Genomic DNA, 14,894 nt, shown 5'->3' with positions numbered 1-14,894 from the left:
CCGGACGCGCGCCGCCGAGATCGGCCCGTGCGTCGCGACATCGACCCTCCCGAGGGTCGATCCCGGACGCTCGGGCCGGTCTCGGCACGCGGCGCCCGACGCGCGCGGAACCGGGGGCGGGTGGTACGACGGAGCGGTGAGCCCGCAGCGCGCCGAGCCGGACCCGAACCGCTGGCGCGTGCTGCCCGTCTGCCTCGCGGTGGGTTTCATCACGACGCTCGACGTGTCGATCGTCAACGTCGCCCTCCCGTCGATCGAGTCGTCGCTCGACGCGGGGCCGACGCAGCTCCAGCTCGTCGTCGCGGGCTACACGCTCGCGTTCGGGCTCGCGCTCGTGCCCGCCGGCCGGCTCGGCGACGCCGGTGCCCGCCGTGCCCTGTTCATCGCCGGTCTGGTCGGGTTCGCGCTCATGAGCCTCGCGTGCGGGCTCGCGCCGACGGACGGGTGGCTCGCCGTCGCGCGCCTGCTGCAGGGCGTGAGCGCCGGCGTCCTCAACCCGCAGGTCGTCGGGCTCATCCAGCAGCAGTTCTCCGGGTTCGAGCGCGGCCGGGCGTTCGGCATGTTCGGCGCGACGATCGGGGTCTCGACGGCGCTCGGCCCGCTGCTCGGCGGCCTCATCATCGCGGCGGCCGGTTCTGCGTCCGGGTGGCGGTGGGTGTTCCTCGTGAACCTCCCGGTCGTCGCGGTCCTGCTGCCGTTCGCGTGGCGGCTCGTGCCCGCGCCCCCGCCCGACGCCGCACGCACGGCGCGGGGCCCGCGTCGCCTCGACCTCGTCGGGCTGGCGCTGCTGGGCGCGGCGACGCTCGGCGTCATGATGCCGTTCGTCACGACGACCGGCCGCGGCGACGACGCCTCGCGCTGGTGGTGGCTGGTCGTCGCCGTCGCGGCGGGGCTCGCGGCCGTCGTCTGGGAGCGGCGGTACCAGCGGCGCACCGGCGAGGCGGTGCTCGACCCGCAGGTCGTCGGGCTCGGGTCGTTCCGCAACGGCGCGCTCCTCGGCCTCGCCTACTTCGCGGGCTTCACCGGCATCTTCCTGGTGGTCACCCTCTACCTGCAGGACGAGCTCGGCTACACCCCCCTCCAGGCGGGGCTCGTCGGGACGCCGTTCGCGGTGGCATCGGGGGTGTCGGCGTGGTTCTCGGGGCGCTGGGTCGCGCGCTGGGGCCGGCAGCTCGTCGTCGGCGGGCTGGCGCTCGTCCTCGTCGGGGTCGTGGTGGCCGACGCCGTCGTGCGCCTCCTGGGGGACGACCCCGCCGCCGTCGGGCCGGCGCTCGCGGGAGCCCTGCTGGTCGCCGGGGCGGGCAGCGGGACCGTCATCGCCCCGAACCAGACCCTCACGCTGTCCGAGGTGCCCGTGAGCCGCGCGGGCGTCGCGGGGAGCATGCTGCAGCTCGGGCAGCGCATCGGGTCGGCGGTCGGCATCTCGATCGTGCTCTCCGTGTACTACGGGGGCCTCGCGGGCGGCGACACCGCGGCGCACGCGACGGGGAGGGCGCTGCTCGTGACGATCGTGCTCGTCGCCCTCGCGCTCGTCGTCGGGATCGGCGACCTGCGTTCGCGACGAGCGGAGGACCGCGGGACGGGCCGCGCGGACGCGTAGGATTGGCACTCGGAGGTCGAGAGTGCCGACGCCCGCGCGCCCGCCCGGGGCGTCGACGGCGCGGCGCACGGAGGTGGACTTGAGCGAGGAGCGCCGGCTCGAGGTGCTGCGGGCGATCGTCGAGGACTACGTCCTCACGCGTGAGCCCGTGGGGTCGCGCGTGCTCACGGAACGGCACGGCCTGGGTGTCTCGCCCGCGACGATCCGCAACGACATGGCGGCCCTCGAGGACGCCGGGTACATCGCGCAGCCCCACACGTCGGCGGGCCGCATCCCGACGGACAGGGGCTACCGGCTGTTCGTCGACCGGTTGTCGGGCGTGAAGCCGCTGTCCGCGCCGGAGAAGCGCGCGATCGAGACGTTCCTCTCGGAGGGCGTGGACCTCGACGACGTCATCGCGCGCGCCGGACGGCTGCTGGCGCAGCTCACGGGCCAGGTCGCGGTCGTGCAGTACCCGTCCCTGAGCCGGTCCGGCCTGCGGCACCTCGAGCTCGTGCCGGTCGGGGAGTCGCGCCTGCTCGTCGTGATCATCACCGACACCGGGCGCGTCGAGCAACGCACGCTCGAGGTCGCGAGCGTGCCGGACGAGGGCACCCTCGTCGAGGTCCGCGCGCGGCTCAACGCCGCCGCGGCCGGCAAGCGCCTCACGGACCTCGCCACCGGTCTCGCCGCGGTGACGGAGAGCTTCCACCCCGACGACGCCCCGCTCGTGCGGGCGGTGGGCGACCTCGTCGCCCAGACGCTCGCCGAGGAGAGCGAGGAGCGCATCGTGCTCGCGGGGACGGCGAACCTGGCCCGGGCGGGCATGCGGTTCGAGCACGCGCTGCGCCCGGTCCTCGAGGCGCTCGAGGAGCAGGTCGTCCTCCTGGGACTCCTCACGGAGATGGCGGCCGAGTCCGGCGTGAGCGTGCGAATCGGGCACGAGACCCAGCTCGAGGGCCTCGCGGAGACCTCCGTCGTGACGACCGGTTACGGTAACGACGGTGACACGGTCGCCCTCGTCGGCTCGATCGGGCCGACCCGCATGGACTACCCCGGGACCATCGCTGCGGTGCGCGCGGTCGCGCGCTACCTGTCACGGGTGCTCGGCACGTGAGCCTCGCCGCGGTCTCCCCGCACGCGGCGGGCATCCACGACGACCGACCTCGCGCCGGTCTCACGACCCCCCAGACCCTTCACGACCGGCCCCGTGCCGGCCTCACGACCCGCACCAGCAGAGAGTGACGTGTGAGCGACTACTACGAGATCCTGGGCGTGGCGCGCGACGCCAGCCAGGACCAGATCAAGAAGGCGTACCGCAAGCTCGCGCGCGAGCTGCACCCGGACGTCGCGGGCGAGGAGGCGGGCGACCGCTTCAAGGACGTGGCGCGCGCGTACGAGGTGCTGTCCAACCCGGAGAAGCGCCAGCAGTACGACCTCGGCGTCGACCCGAGCGCCCCCGGCGGCGGCGCCGGCCCCATGGGCGGCGGGTTCGGCTTCCAGGACATCTTCGAGACGTTCTTCGGCGGCGGGCAGGCGCAGCAGGGTCCCATCCCGCGCGCCCGGCGCGGCCAGGACGCGCTCGTACGGCTCGACATCGACCTGTCCGAGGCGACGTTCGGTGCGCAGCGCGAGCTCCAGGTGGACACGGCGGTCGTGTGCGGGACGTGCGGGGGCTCGTGCTGTCGCCCGGGCACCTCGCCGCGCACGTGCGACGTCTGCCACGGCCGCGGCACGGTCCAGCGCGTCGCGCGCTCTTTCCTCGGCCAGGTCATGACGAGCGCCCCGTGCGCCGCGTGCCAGGGCTTCGGCACCGTCATCCCCGAGCCGTGCGCCGAGTGCTCCGGCGAGGGCCGCGTGCGCAGCCGTCGCAGCCTCACGGTCAACGTCCCCGCGGGCGTCGACACCGGCACGCGCATCAAGCTCACCGCGCAGGGTGAGGTCGGCCCGGCCGGAGGCCCCGCCGGCGACCTCTACGTCGAGATCCGCGAGCGCAACCACGACACGTTCGTGCGGCGCGGCGACGACCTGCACTGCACGCTCCAGGTGCCCATGACCGCGGCCGCGCTCGGCACGGTGCTCGAGCTCGAGACGCTGGACGGCGCGCAGGAGATCGACCTGCGCCCGGGCACGCAGCCGGGCCAGATCGTCACGCTGAAGAACCTGGGCGTGGGGCACCTGCACGGCAACGGCCGCGGCGACCTCAACGTCCACATCGAGGTGCAGGTGCCGCGCGAGCTCACCGAGGAGCAGGAGCAGCTCCTGCGCTCGCTCGCCGCGATGCGCGGGGAGGAGCGGCCCGAGCCGCGCCTGTCCGCCGCGCACCCGGGCGTGTTCTCCCGCCTGCGCGACAAGCTCTCCGGACGCTGAGCGGGGCGGGCGCATGAGTGCTCCGGTGTTCCTCGCCGAGACCGGGCTCGACGGCGTCGCGCCCGGCGACCGCTACGTGCTCGACGGGGCGGAGGGTCGCCACGCGGGCGTCGTCCAGCGCCGCGGAGCGGGCGAGCGGGTCGACGTCGTGGACGGTGCCGGCCTGCGCCTGCTCTGCGTCGTCGAGCACGCCGACGCGGGGCGCGTGACCCTGCTCGTCCAGGAGGTCGACCGCGAGCCCGCGCCCGCCGTCGTCGTGACGCTCGTGCAGGCGCTCGCCAAGGGTGACCGCGACGAGATGGCGATCGAGGCGGCGACCGAGATCGGGGTCGACGTCGTGGTCCCGTGGCAGGCGGAGCGCTCCGTCGTCGTGTGGCGCGGCGAGCGCGCGGCGAAGTCCCGCGCGCGCTGGCTCGCGACCGTCCGCACCGCGACGAAGCAGGCGCGGCGCGCGCGCCTGCCGCAGGTCGAGGTGGCGGTCGACTCGCGTGGCCTCGCCGCGCGGGTGTCCGACGCCGTCGCGGCCGGCGGGCGGGCGATCGTGCTGCACGAGGAGGCCGCGACGCCGCTCGCCGACGTCACGCTGCCCGACGGCCCGGCCGACGACGGCGGGCCGGCGCCCGAGGTGCTGGTCGTCGTCGGACCCGAGGGCGGGATCTCCGACCACGAGGTCGCCGACCTCACCGCGGCCGGCGCCGTCGCGGCCCGGCTGGGCCCGCACGTGCTGCGCACGTCGACCGCCGGTCCCGTCGCCGTCGCGCTCCTCGCCGAGCGGCTCGGCCGCTGGGGCGTGGCCGCCGGGCCTGGACTAGCCTCAAGGTCATGACGAGCACCGACGCACGCACGGACCCGGACTGCCTCTTCTGCCGCATCGTCGCGGGAGAGCTGCCCGCCGACGTCGTGGCGACGAGCGACCGCGCGATCGCGTTCCGCGACATCAACCCGCAGGCGCCCGTGCACGTGCTCGTCGTGCCGCGCGACCACCACGGCGACATCGCCCAGCTCGCCGCCGCGGACCCGGCGCTGCTCGCCGACGTCGTCGCGCTCGCCGACGAGGTCGCGGGCGACCAGGCCGACGGCCAGTTCCGCCTCATCTTCAACTCCGGCCCGCGCGCCGGGCAGAGCGTGTTCCACGTGCACGGGCACGTCATCGCCGGCGCGGAGCTCGGCTGGACTCCCGCCTGAGCCCTGCGCGAAAGGACGTGTGACGCCCGGGCGCGCTCGGTACGATGGAAGCGATCTGCGGGGCCGTGGCGGCCCCGGCCCCACCGCACGACCGAAGGAGCGCAGCGGCGCAAGCCGGCTCATGACCTCACTGTCCCGAGAACCCGACCCTCAGCCGCACCGGGTCGAGCACCGCATCGTCATCCCGACCCACGTGCCGATGGTGGCGCTCCTCGGCAGCCGCGACTCCGTGCTCCGGGCCGTCGAGGAGGGGTTCGGCTCGGTCGACGTGCACGTGCGCGGCAACGAGATCGCGGTCTCCGGGCCCCCGGGCGACGTGGCGCTCGCGTCGCGCCTGCTCGACGAGCTCGTCGAGGTCGTGGAGGCCGGTACGCAGCTCACGGCCGACGTCGTGTCGCGTTCCATCGCGATGCTCACGGCCGCGACGGCGTCGCGACCGGCCGAGGTGCTGACGCTCAACATCCTGTCGAGCCGCGGCCGCACGATCCGGCCCAAGACGGTCGGGCAGAAGCGCTACGTCGAGGCGATCGACGCGAACACCATCACGTTCGGCATCGGGCCCGCGGGCACGGGCAAGACGTACCTCGCGATGGCCAAGGCCGTGCAGGCGCTGCAGTCCAAGCAGGTCAACCGGATCATCCTCACGCGCCCGGCGGTCGAGGCGGGCGAGCGGCTCGGGTTCCTGCCCGGTTCGTTGAGCGAGAAGATCGACCCGTACCTGCGCCCGCTGTACGACGCGCTGCACGACATGATCGACCCCGACTCGATCCCCAAGCTCATCGAGGCGGGCACGATCGAGGTCGCCCCGCTGGCGTTCATGAGGGGCCGCTCGCTGAACGACTCTTTTGTCATTCTCGACGAGGCGCAGAACACGACGACCGAGCAGATGAAGATGTTCCTCACGCGCCTCGGGTTCGGGTCGCGCATGGTCATCACGGGCGACGCGACGCAGGTGGACCTGCCGGGCGGCACCCAGTCCGGGCTGCGCGTGATCGAGGACGTCCTCACGGGCGTGGACGACGTCGAGTTCTGCCGCCTCACCTCGTCGGACGTGGTGCGACACCGGCTCGTGAGCGAGATCATCGACGCGTACGCGCGGTGGGACGTCGCGTCCGGGCACGGGACGGGCACCGGGGCGCGACAGGGGACGGGCGGCGGACCGCGCCGCCGCGACGACGAGCGCCGCGGACGCCCCGCGGACAGGGACCGACGGACGAGGGACGACGCGTGAGCATCGAGGTCAACAACGAGACCGAGGCCGAGGTCGACGAGGCCGAGTTCGCGGCGCTCGCGCGCTACGTGCTCGACGCGATGCGCGTGCACCCGCAGAGCGAGCTGTCGATCCTCTTCGTCGACAAAGACGTCATGACCGAGCTGCACGTGCGCTGGATGGACGAGCCGGGACCGACGGACGTGCTCTCGTTCCCCATGGACGAGCTGCGGCCGGGCCGCGACGGCGAGGTGTCCGGGCCGGGCCAGCTCGGCGACGTCGTGCTGTGCCCGGAGGTCGCGGCGCAGCAGGCGGTCACCGCGGGGCACTCCACCGCGGAGGAGATGCTGCTCCTCACGACCCACGGCATCCTGCACCTGCTCGGCTACGACCACGCCGAGCCCGAGGAGGAGAAGGAGATGTTCGCGCTGCAGCGCAAGCTGCTCCTGACCTTCCTCGCCGGCCGGTGAGCGGCGAACCCGTCGCGCTCCTGGCGGTCCTGACCGTCCTGACGGTCGTGCTCGCCGCCGCGCTGAGCGCCGGCGAGGCGGCGGTGCTTCGTGTCACGCGCGCGGCGGTGAGCGAGGCCGCGCTGGGCGACGACCTGACGACCCCGCCGCGGCCCTCGGGACGCCGTGCGCTGGCCCTGCTCGTCGACCCGGCGGCGACGGCCCGTTCCGTCGGCTTCGTGCGCGTCGTGGCCGAGGTGGCCGCGATCACGTGCCTCACGCTGCTGGTCGCCGCGTGGCTCGAGCCGTGGTGGCAGGTCCTGCTCGTCGCGCTCGCGGTGAGCGTCGTCGTCGGTCTCCTCGTGGTGCGCGTCAGCCCCCGGTCGCTGGGTCGCCGGCACGCCGTCCGTGTCCTGCTCGCGCTCTCCGGCCTCCTCACGGGGATCGTCGCCGCCACCCGCTGGCTCACGCGCCTCGCGCCCGCGCCCGACTCGGGCGCGCACGAGCGCGAGCTCCAGGACATGGTCGACCGCGTGAACGAGTCCGACGTCATCGAGGAGGAGGAGCGCGAGCTCATCCGCTCCGTGTTCGAGCTGGGCAGCACGCTGACGCGCGAGGTCATGGTGCCGCGCACGGACATGGTCACGACCTCGCGGGACACGCCGCTGCGCAAGACGCTGTCGCTGTTCCTGCGCTCGGGGTTCTCCCGCATCCCCGTGACGGGGACGTCCGCGGACGACCTCGTGGGCGTCGCCTACTTCAAGGACGTCGTGCGGGTGCTGCAGGGCGGCCCGGAGACGGACGCCCGGCCGGTCGGCGACGTCGCGCGTGCCGCGATCTTCGTGCCCGAGTCCAAGCCCGTGGACGACCTCCTGCGCGAGATGCAGGCGTCGTCGTCGCACATCGCGATGGTCGTCGACGAGTACGGCGGCATCGCGGGCCTCGTGACGATCGAGGACGCGCTCGAGGAGATCGTCGGCGAGCTGACCGACGAGCACGACCGGCCCGAGCCCGAGGTCGAGGACCTCGGCGAGGGCGTGCTGCGCGTCCCCGCGCGCCTCGGCGTCGACGAGCTCGGCGAGCTCTTCGGGCTCGACCTGGACGACGACGACGTGGACACCGTCGGCGGTCTGCTCGCCAAGACCCTCGGCAAAGTCCCGCTGCCCGGCTCCGTGGCCGACGTCCACGGCCTGCGGATCGAGGCCGACCGGGTCGAGGGCCGCCGCAAGCAGCTCGCGACCGTCCTCGTCTCCCATGCCGCCGCGCCGTCCGGGGTGCCGCCCGCGGCGCCTCACGAGCCGGAGACCCCGGCCGACACCCGACCCTCCCTCCCGACCGTGAAGGACACCCCGTGAGCACGACCACCCCCGAGCACCGCTCCGGATTCGCCTGCCTGGTCGGGCGGCCCAACGCCGGCAAGTCGACCCTGACCAACGCCCTCGTCGGCCAGAAGGTCGCCATCACGTCCGGGCGGCCGCAGACGACCCGGCACACGATCCGCGGGATCGTGCACCGCCCCGACGCGCAGCTCGTGCTCGTCGACACCCCCGGCCTGCACCGGCCCCGCACGCTGCTCGGCGAACGCCTCAACGACCTCGTGCGCGAGACGCTCACGGAGGTCGACGTCATCGCGTTCTGCCTGCCGGCCGACCAGAAGATCGGCCCGGGCGACCGCTTCATCGCGAACGAGCTCGCCGAGCTCATGCGCGGGCGCCGCGGCACACCGGTGGTCGCCGTCGTGACGAAGGCCGACCTCGTGGACCGCGGCACGCTGGCCGCGCACCTGCTCGCCGTGGACCGGCTCGGGGAGATCGCGGGGGGCTGGGCGGACATCGTGCCCGTCTCCGCGCAGGACGGCTACCAGGTCGACGTCCTCACCGACGTCCTCGTGTCCCACCTGCCCGAGGGCCCGGAGCTCTACCCGGGCGGCGAGCTCACGGACGAGCCGGAGGCCGTGATGGTCGCCGAGCTCGTGCGCGAGGCCGCGCTCGAGGGCGTGCGTGACGAGCTGCCGCACTCGCTCGCCGTCCAGGTGGAGGAGATCGTGCCCCGCGAGGGCAGCGGGGACGAGGCCACCGGCCGCCCGGCCCTGCTCGACGTGCGGGTCAACCTCTTCGTCGAGCGCGACTCGCAGAAGGCGATCGTCATCGGCCGGGGCGGCTCGCGGCTGCGCGAGGTCGGCACGCGCGCCCGCCACGGCATCGAGGCGCTCCTCGGGACCCGCGTCTACCTCGACCTGCACGTCAAGGTCGCCAAAGACTGGCAGCGCGACCCCAAGCAGCTCCACCGGCTCGGGTTCTGACGTGTCCGACGACCGGGCGGGGGAGATCCCCCGTCCGGTCGTCGGGGCGGCACCAGGGACCCGCGTCCGGGGCGCGACGTACGATTCCCCGGTGATCTTCCGGACCGCCGCGACCACCGCCGCCCTCGCGATCGTCCTCGCGATCGTCGGTGCGGTCACGGGACCGCAGTGGGACCCGGTGCCCGTGACCGAGCACCTGGAGCCCGCGACGCCCGACACGACGATCGGCGGCCAGCCCCCCGGCGGCGCCGACCCCGTCGGCACCTACGCCGTGCGCGAGACGGACGTGACGATCCGGCTCGACGGCGCGACGGTCGGAGGCATCCTGCGCGAGCCCGTCGACGCGGGGGACGACCTCCCGGGCGTGGTGTTCGTGCACGGCGCGGGCACGGGCCTGGCGACGGAGGCCTTCGTGGACGTCGCGGCCGACCTCGCGAGCGCCGGTGTCGTCACCCTCGTGCCCGACAAGCGCCTCGACACGTACACGACGCGTCACCGCGACTACGAGGCGATGGCGCGCGACTACGAGCACTCGGTCGACCTGCTGCGCGCGCGGCCCGGGGTCGACCCGGAACAGGTGGGGCTGTACGGCGAGTCGGAGGGCACGTGGATCGTGCCCGTCATGGCGGTGGAGGACCCGACGATCGCGTTCTCCGTGCTCGTGTCCGCCCCGGTCGTGCCGCCGCGCCAGCAGGCCGCGTTCGCGGTCGACAGCTACCTGCGCAACACGGACGTCCCGCACGGGGTGTTCCGGGCGATCCCGCGCGCGGTCGGCATGGCGATCCCCGGTGGAGGGTTCGAGTACGCCGACTTCGACGTCGAGCCGTTCCTCGAGCGGCTCACCCAGCCCGTCCTCGTGGTCTACGGCACCGCGGACCCGTCGATGCCGGTCGAGCAGGGGGCGCGGCAGATCCTCGACGCGACCGGGCCGTCGTCCGTGTCCGGGGGTGCCGACGCCACCGTCCGGTTCTACGAGGACGCGAACCACGGGATCAAGATCGACGAGGTTCTCGTCCCCGACTTCCCGCGTGACCTCGGCGCCTGGATCACGTCCCTCCCCGACAGCGCGACCGCGCAGCCGCAGGTCGCCGGCGCCGAGCCCAACCAGCAGTACCTCGCCGGGCCGGTCCCGACCCCGCGCTGGCTCGGCAACGGCGACCTCCTGGTCGCGCTCGTGCTCGGCGCGGTGGGCCTCCTCGTGCTCGGGCCGCTCGTCGGGCTCGTCGGCGGTCTCGTGCGCCGTCTGCGTCGTGTCGGCGGGCGCCCGAGCGCGCCCGCCGGTCTCGCGCCCGGCTTCCGCGCGCCGCTCGCCGGGCTCGGCGTGGGAGCCGTCGGGACGACGGTGGCCCTCGTGGTCTACCTCGTCGCCGTCGCCCGGCTCGCTCTGGACTACGAGAAGGACGCCTGGGTCGTGCAGGGCGGCTGGGTCGGGGTGCGCCTCGTCGGGCTCGCGACGCTCGTCGCCGCGGCGCTCCTCATCAACCGCTCCGCCGAGGTCCGTGCGGCCCGGCGCGCCGCGACGGACCGCGCCGACGTGGCCGGCCCGGGCGTCGTCGAGGAGGGCCGGGCAGGGGTGCTGCGGGTCGCGCGGGGCGTGACGACGCGCGTCATGGTGTGGTGCGTCGTCGCGGGTGCGGCGATCCTCCTCGTGATCCTCGCGTACTGGGGCGTGTACCAGCTCGGCATCTGACCGTCCGCCCGGGCGCGGGCGCCTCCGCGTGCGTATCGTGGACAGGTGAGGCGCCGTCGGCTCGCACAGGACCGGGCGGCTCGTGCCGGGCACGTCACCCACGAGCCGACGACGGACGGTGCCAGCGCACCGGCGAGCTTCGTCAGCTTCGAGCTCCTGCCCCCCGAGCTGCGCACCGACGACCGCTTCGACGCCGTGTTCGACGGCGAGCCGGAGGCCGGGCGCGACGGGGACCGGTCCGGGCGGACGGCCCCGGGCACCCCGGGCGACCGGCGTGGCCTGCACCCCCGGAGCGGCGGGACCGGGCCGCGACCCTCGAACCCCGCGGCAGGCTCCACCCGAGCCGCGCGCGACCGTGGACCGTCCCGGGGGAGCGGCGGCACGGACGTCCCGCGGCGAGCCTGGTACGCGCACCCGGTCCCGTGGGTCGCTGTCGCGGTCGCCGCCGCGTTCGCGGGCTCGGTCGCCTTCACGGCCTCGATGGAGGACGCGCGGCCCGTCGACGTCACCGCGCTCGCGGGCGGGCTGCGCCCCCTCGAGGAGCCGCCCGAGCCGCGGTGGTCCGTCCCGGTCGTGCCGGGCTCCGAGGTCGTCCCGGCGCTGGGCGCCGTCGTCACGGTCGACGGCGGCCTCACGGCGTACTCGGTCGACGACGGCTCGGTGCTCTGGCGGTCCGAGCGCCTCGGCGACCGGGCCACGTGCCTGCCGGCCCAGGGTGAGCCCGCCCGCGAGGTGGTCGTGTGCGCCGTGCCGTCGGGGTGGCGCGAGCAGGTCGCCCGGCTCGTCACCGTCCGGTCCGCGACGGGCGAGGTCGTCGGGGACCGGACGGTGGAGACCGCGGGTCGCCTGTCCGTCGTGCCGGTCGGTGCCACCGACGTCGTGCGCGCGTGGTGGCGGGGCGGCGAGGTCGCCGTCGTGCGCGAGGACGCGGCGACCGGAGAGGTGCGCTGGGACCTGTCCCTCGAGCACGACGGGCTCGGGCGCGGGGGCGACGTCGTGCTCGACGTCCGCCGCGGAGTGGTGGACGTCCTGGCCCCGGGCGTCGCCGCGGCGCTCACCGAGGACGGCCGCTCGCTCGTCGAGGACGACGTGTGGACCATCGTGCGACTCCAGGACGGGCGCTACGTGGGGAACGAGTACGGGCGCGGCACGGCGACCGTGTTCACGGCCGCGGGCGAGCCGGCCTTCCGGATCAAGGGCCGCGTCCTCGAGGCTCCCCTCTCGGACGGCTCCGCTCCGGGCGTGATCGTCACGAACACGTTCGGGAGCATCGTGGGGGTCGACGCCGCGACCGGCTCGGAGCTCTGGTCCCTCCCGGGGACCGGCCTGCGGGCCGTGGCGCGCGTCGACGGGCGCGTCGTCGTCCAGACCGACTCGTCCTACCGCAGCGTCGACGCGCGCACCGGCGAGGAGGCCTGGGCCGTGAACATCGACGACAGCGGGCCCTGGCCGGTGCTCACGGACGGACGCTCGCTCTTCGTGACCGAGCGCGGTCGCGAGGGGCAGGGGCTGGTGTCGCTCGCGCTCGACGACGGGGCCGTCGAGTGGCGCTGGGCCCTGCCCGAGGACACGTACCACGTGGTCGCCGTCGAGGGCCGGCTCTTCCTGCTCGGCGCCGACCGGCTGACGGCCGTGTCCTGAGCCGCCGCGGCGGATCGAGGGCTGCGCCGCGTGGGCGCTTGAAGACGCACGTGATGAACCGGTAGAAACGGTCGGGGCCCGTCGGGCCGGCGTGCGTGCGTACGGCACGGCGCGACAGCGTAGGGAGTGCACGATGACCAACCAGACAGAGCCGGCCGAGGACCCGCAGCCCAGCGCTGCGGGCACCGGGCCGACCACGGCGCCCGACGGCGTCGCGGTGGGTGACGGGGACTCCTCGGCCGAGCGTGCACCGGACGGGGTGCCCACGGAGCCGGGCGCCGGGGACGACGGCGGACCGGGTGGCACGGAGGGGGCCGAGGCGCCCGCCGAGCCCGCCGCTGCGGCCGCCGCACCGGGTCCGGTCTCGCCCTTCGCCGGGATGCCCGTGAGCGACTACGTGCGCGACGGCGTCGCCGCGCTCCTGCTGCTCGTGTCCCTCGCGCTGCCGTGGGACGTCGCGAGCCGCGCGTCCGACAAGATCGAGGTCGTCCTGCTGACGATCCTCTCCCTGCTCACCCTCGCGCTGCCCTACCTGGCACGCACCGGGGTGCTCCCCGCGACCTGGACCGTGCACACGACGCGCACGGTCCGCCTCCTCGCCAACGCCCCGTACGTGCTGCTCGTGGGGGTCTACCTCGTGGTCGACGTCGTCGGCGGCGGGGACTTCGGCGACGGCTGGGGCGGCGTCGGCTCCGCGGCCGCGCTCGGGCTCGCGGGCGCGCTCCTCGCGGCGCAGCCGCGCGAGAGCGAGCTGGGCCCCGAGGACCAGGACCGCGCGGTCTCGAACCGCTGGCTCCAGGCGCTCCTCGTGGGGGCCGCCGTCCTGGCGGTGACCGTCCTCCTCACGATCATCCTCACCGTCACGGGGACCCGCCTCGGCGGCGCGCTCTTCGTCCTGCTCGTGCTCGTGTCCGCGCTGTTCGTCCTCGCGCTCGTCGGGCTGCCGACGTACGGAACGTGGCGCCGTTCCGAGGCGGCGCGCCTCACGCTCGTCGGCCTGGGCGTCATCCTCGCGGTGGCGTTCGTGCTCGGCTCGGGCAACAACGGACTCGTCACGATCGAGAGCACGCACGGCGGCCGGTTCGGCCTCGTGCTCGTCCCGGCGCTCGCCGCGATCGCCGCGGCGCCTGCCGTGCACCGGGCGATGAGTGCGGCCGACCCGGTGACGACCTGGGTGCGGGTCGCCGTGAACGCCCTCGACCTCGCGCTCGTCGTCTCGGGGTACGTCGCCGTGAGCGCCGTGCTCACGCTGGCCGACGGCGCGCGCGGCGTCCCCGTCGTGCTCGCCGTCGTGGTGGGGGTGCTCGCGGCGGCCGTCGCGTTCGTCGCGCGCCGCTCGCTCGCCCGCGACGCGACGACGGGCCGCCCGCTCGCCCTCGGCGGCGCCGGTGTCGTCGCACTGCTGGGCATCGTCCTGCTCGTCGTGACGTCGAACCGGGTCGTGCTCGGCGGCGGCGTCGAGCACGTGCTCCTCGCCTTCGGGCTCCCGCTGCTCGTCGTCGGCGCCCTGACCGTGCCGCGCGAGGTGCGCGCGTACTTCGCCGAGCACCGTCCGGTGCCCGCCGCTGCCGCCGGGGAGGCGGCGCAGGCGTACGTCTGGCAGCCGCCCGCGCCCAAGCCGGTCCGCCCGGCACCCGTCGCCCCGACCGGGCCGGCGGCGGCCCAACAGCCGACCGGCGCCTACACGGGGGCACCGCACGGCGCCGGCGCCTACCCGGGTGCCGCGCACACCGGACCGATCGCCCCGCAGCAGCCCGGGCAGGACCGCTGGGCGCCCGCGGGCGGCGACGCGACCGAGATCCTCCCGGTCCAGCAGGTCGAGCCCGAGCGCAGCGGGTACGCGGCGCGCCCGGGGCTGGACCCCGACCAGGGCCCCTCGACCGCCGTCATGCCGGCGTACCAGGAGGGGCACCCGGGCACCGGACCGCAGCCGACCGCGCAGCCCGGCGCCGGGTACCCCGGGCAGGGATACGGGCAGGGGTACGGCCAGCAGCACGGCCAGCAGGGCTACCCCCAGCAGGCGCAGCAGGGCTACGGCGCCGGGTACGGGCAGCAGCCCGCGGCGCAGCCGCAGCAGTCGTACTCCCCGCCGGCACAGCCCGCCCAGGCCCCGGGATTCACGGCCGCCCAGGCGCTCGACCCGGGGACGCCGCTCGAGGTCCTCGCGCAGATCGTCCAGGACGCACCGCACCTGCGTCCCCAGGTCGCGGCGAACCCGTCCACGTACCCGGCGCTGCTGGAGTGGCTCGGCAACCTCGGCGACCCCGCCGTCGACGCCGCGCTGCGCTCGCGCCGCTGACCGACCGACGACGCCCGGCCGGCCTCCCTCGGAGGCGGCCGGGCGTCGTCGTGCCGTGCACGAGGGGGGCGCGCGCGGACCGCCGGGGCGCACGGTCGCGCGACGTGCCCGAGGAGCGGACGTCCGCGGGGCACGGACGGCGGAGGAGTACAGTGGGCGACGTGCACCT

12 protein-coding genes are annotated in these 14,894 nt (G+C 75.2%); all 12 read left to right on the top strand.

Annotated elements, in window-relative coordinates:
* Nucleotides 1–136 precede the first annotated feature (136 nt).
* A complete protein-coding gene (locus NF338_RS09785; protein WP_264030590.1) occupies nt 137–1,600 on the top strand; it encodes an MFS transporter in 1,464 nt (487 codons plus the stop codon).
* 79 nt (nt 1,601–1,679) lie between these two features.
* Complete coding sequence (gene hrcA / locus NF338_RS09780; RefSeq protein WP_264030589.1) at nt 1,680–2,696, top strand: heat-inducible transcriptional repressor HrcA; 1,017 nt, start codon at nt 1,680–1,682, stop codon at nt 2,694–2,696.
* Between the two features lie 131 nt (nt 2,697–2,827).
* The gene (dnaJ, locus tag NF338_RS09775) at nt 2,828–3,949 is read left to right on the top strand and encodes a molecular chaperone DnaJ (protein ID WP_264030588.1); all 1,122 of its coding nucleotides are present in this window, start codon (nt 2,828–2,830) and stop codon (nt 3,947–3,949) included.
* Nucleotides 3,950–3,962: 13 nt separating this feature from the next.
* Nucleotides 3,963–4,775 carry a 16S rRNA (uracil(1498)-N(3))-methyltransferase gene (locus tag NF338_RS09770; protein ID WP_264030587.1) on the top strand — a complete coding sequence of 271 codons (813 nt, stop codon included), beginning with the start codon at nt 3,963–3,965 and terminating at the stop codon, nt 4,773–4,775.
* Nucleotides 4,772–5,134 carry an HIT domain-containing protein gene (locus tag NF338_RS09765; protein ID WP_204542331.1) on the top strand — a complete coding sequence of 121 codons (363 nt, stop codon included), beginning with the start codon at nt 4,772–4,774 and terminating at the stop codon, nt 5,132–5,134. The genes NF338_RS09770 and NF338_RS09765 overlap by 4 nt, the downstream gene beginning before the upstream one ends.
* 121 nt (nt 5,135–5,255) lie before the next feature.
* Nucleotides 5,256–6,365, top strand: a complete 1,110-nt coding sequence (locus NF338_RS09760; RefSeq protein WP_264030586.1) for a PhoH family protein — start codon at nt 5,256–5,258, stop codon at nt 6,363–6,365.
* Nucleotides 6,362–6,814, top strand: a complete 453-nt coding sequence (gene ybeY, locus NF338_RS09755; RefSeq protein ID WP_264030585.1) for an rRNA maturation RNase YbeY — start codon at nt 6,362–6,364, stop codon at nt 6,812–6,814. Before NF338_RS09760 ends, ybeY begins: the two co-directional genes overlap by 4 nt.
* Nucleotides 6,811–8,148, top strand: a complete 1,338-nt coding sequence (locus tag NF338_RS09750; RefSeq protein ID WP_264030584.1) for a hemolysin family protein — start codon at nt 6,811–6,813, stop codon at nt 8,146–8,148. The genes ybeY and NF338_RS09750 overlap by 4 nt, the downstream gene beginning before the upstream one ends.
* Nucleotides 8,145–9,095, top strand: a complete 951-nt coding sequence (era, locus tag NF338_RS09745; RefSeq protein WP_264030583.1) for a GTPase Era — start codon at nt 8,145–8,147, stop codon at nt 9,093–9,095. Before NF338_RS09750 ends, era begins: the two co-directional genes overlap by 4 nt.
* Nucleotides 9,096–9,186: 91 nt before the next feature.
* Nucleotides 9,187–10,785: an alpha/beta hydrolase family protein gene (locus tag NF338_RS09740; protein WP_264030582.1), complete on the top strand. Its 1,599-nt coding sequence runs from the start codon at nt 9,187–9,189 to the stop codon at nt 10,783–10,785.
* A gap of 45 nt (nt 10,786–10,830) precedes the next feature.
* Entirely contained in the window at nt 10,831–12,426 is a 1,596-nt protein-coding gene (locus tag NF338_RS09735; RefSeq protein WP_264030581.1) for a PQQ-binding-like beta-propeller repeat protein, read from the top strand.
* 133 nt (nt 12,427–12,559) lie between these two features.
* The gene (locus tag NF338_RS09730) at nt 12,560–14,725 is read left to right on the top strand and encodes a hypothetical protein (RefSeq protein WP_264030580.1); all 2,166 of its coding nucleotides are present in this window, start codon (nt 12,560–12,562) and stop codon (nt 14,723–14,725) included.
* Nucleotides 14,726–14,894: the final 169 nt, after the last annotated feature.

This window comes from Cellulosimicrobium sp. SH8 (assembly GCF_025818875.1).
Taxonomy (GTDB): Bacteria; Actinomycetota; Actinomycetes; order Actinomycetales; family Cellulomonadaceae; genus Cellulosimicrobium; species Cellulosimicrobium cellulans_D.
Note: the sequence above shows the minus strand (reverse complement) of the source record. Positions and strands in the feature narration are given on the sequence as shown.

Excerpts from the sequence above, each read along its gene's own strand:
- NF338_RS09770 (WP_264030587.1), top strand. The coding sequence starts at position 3,963 with ATGAGTGCTCCGGTGTTCCTCGCCGAGACCGGGCTCGACGGCGTCGCG.
- NF338_RS09765 (WP_204542331.1), top strand. The coding sequence starts at position 4,772 with ATGACGAGCACCGACGCACGCACGGACCCGGACTGCCTCTTCTGCCGC.
- NF338_RS09730 (WP_264030580.1), top strand. The coding sequence starts at position 12,560 with ATGACCAACCAGACAGAGCCGGCCGAGGACCCGCAGCCCAGCGCTGCG.
- NF338_RS09760 (WP_264030586.1), top strand. The coding sequence starts at position 5,256 with ATGACCTCACTGTCCCGAGAACCCGACCCTCAGCCGCACCGGGTCGAG.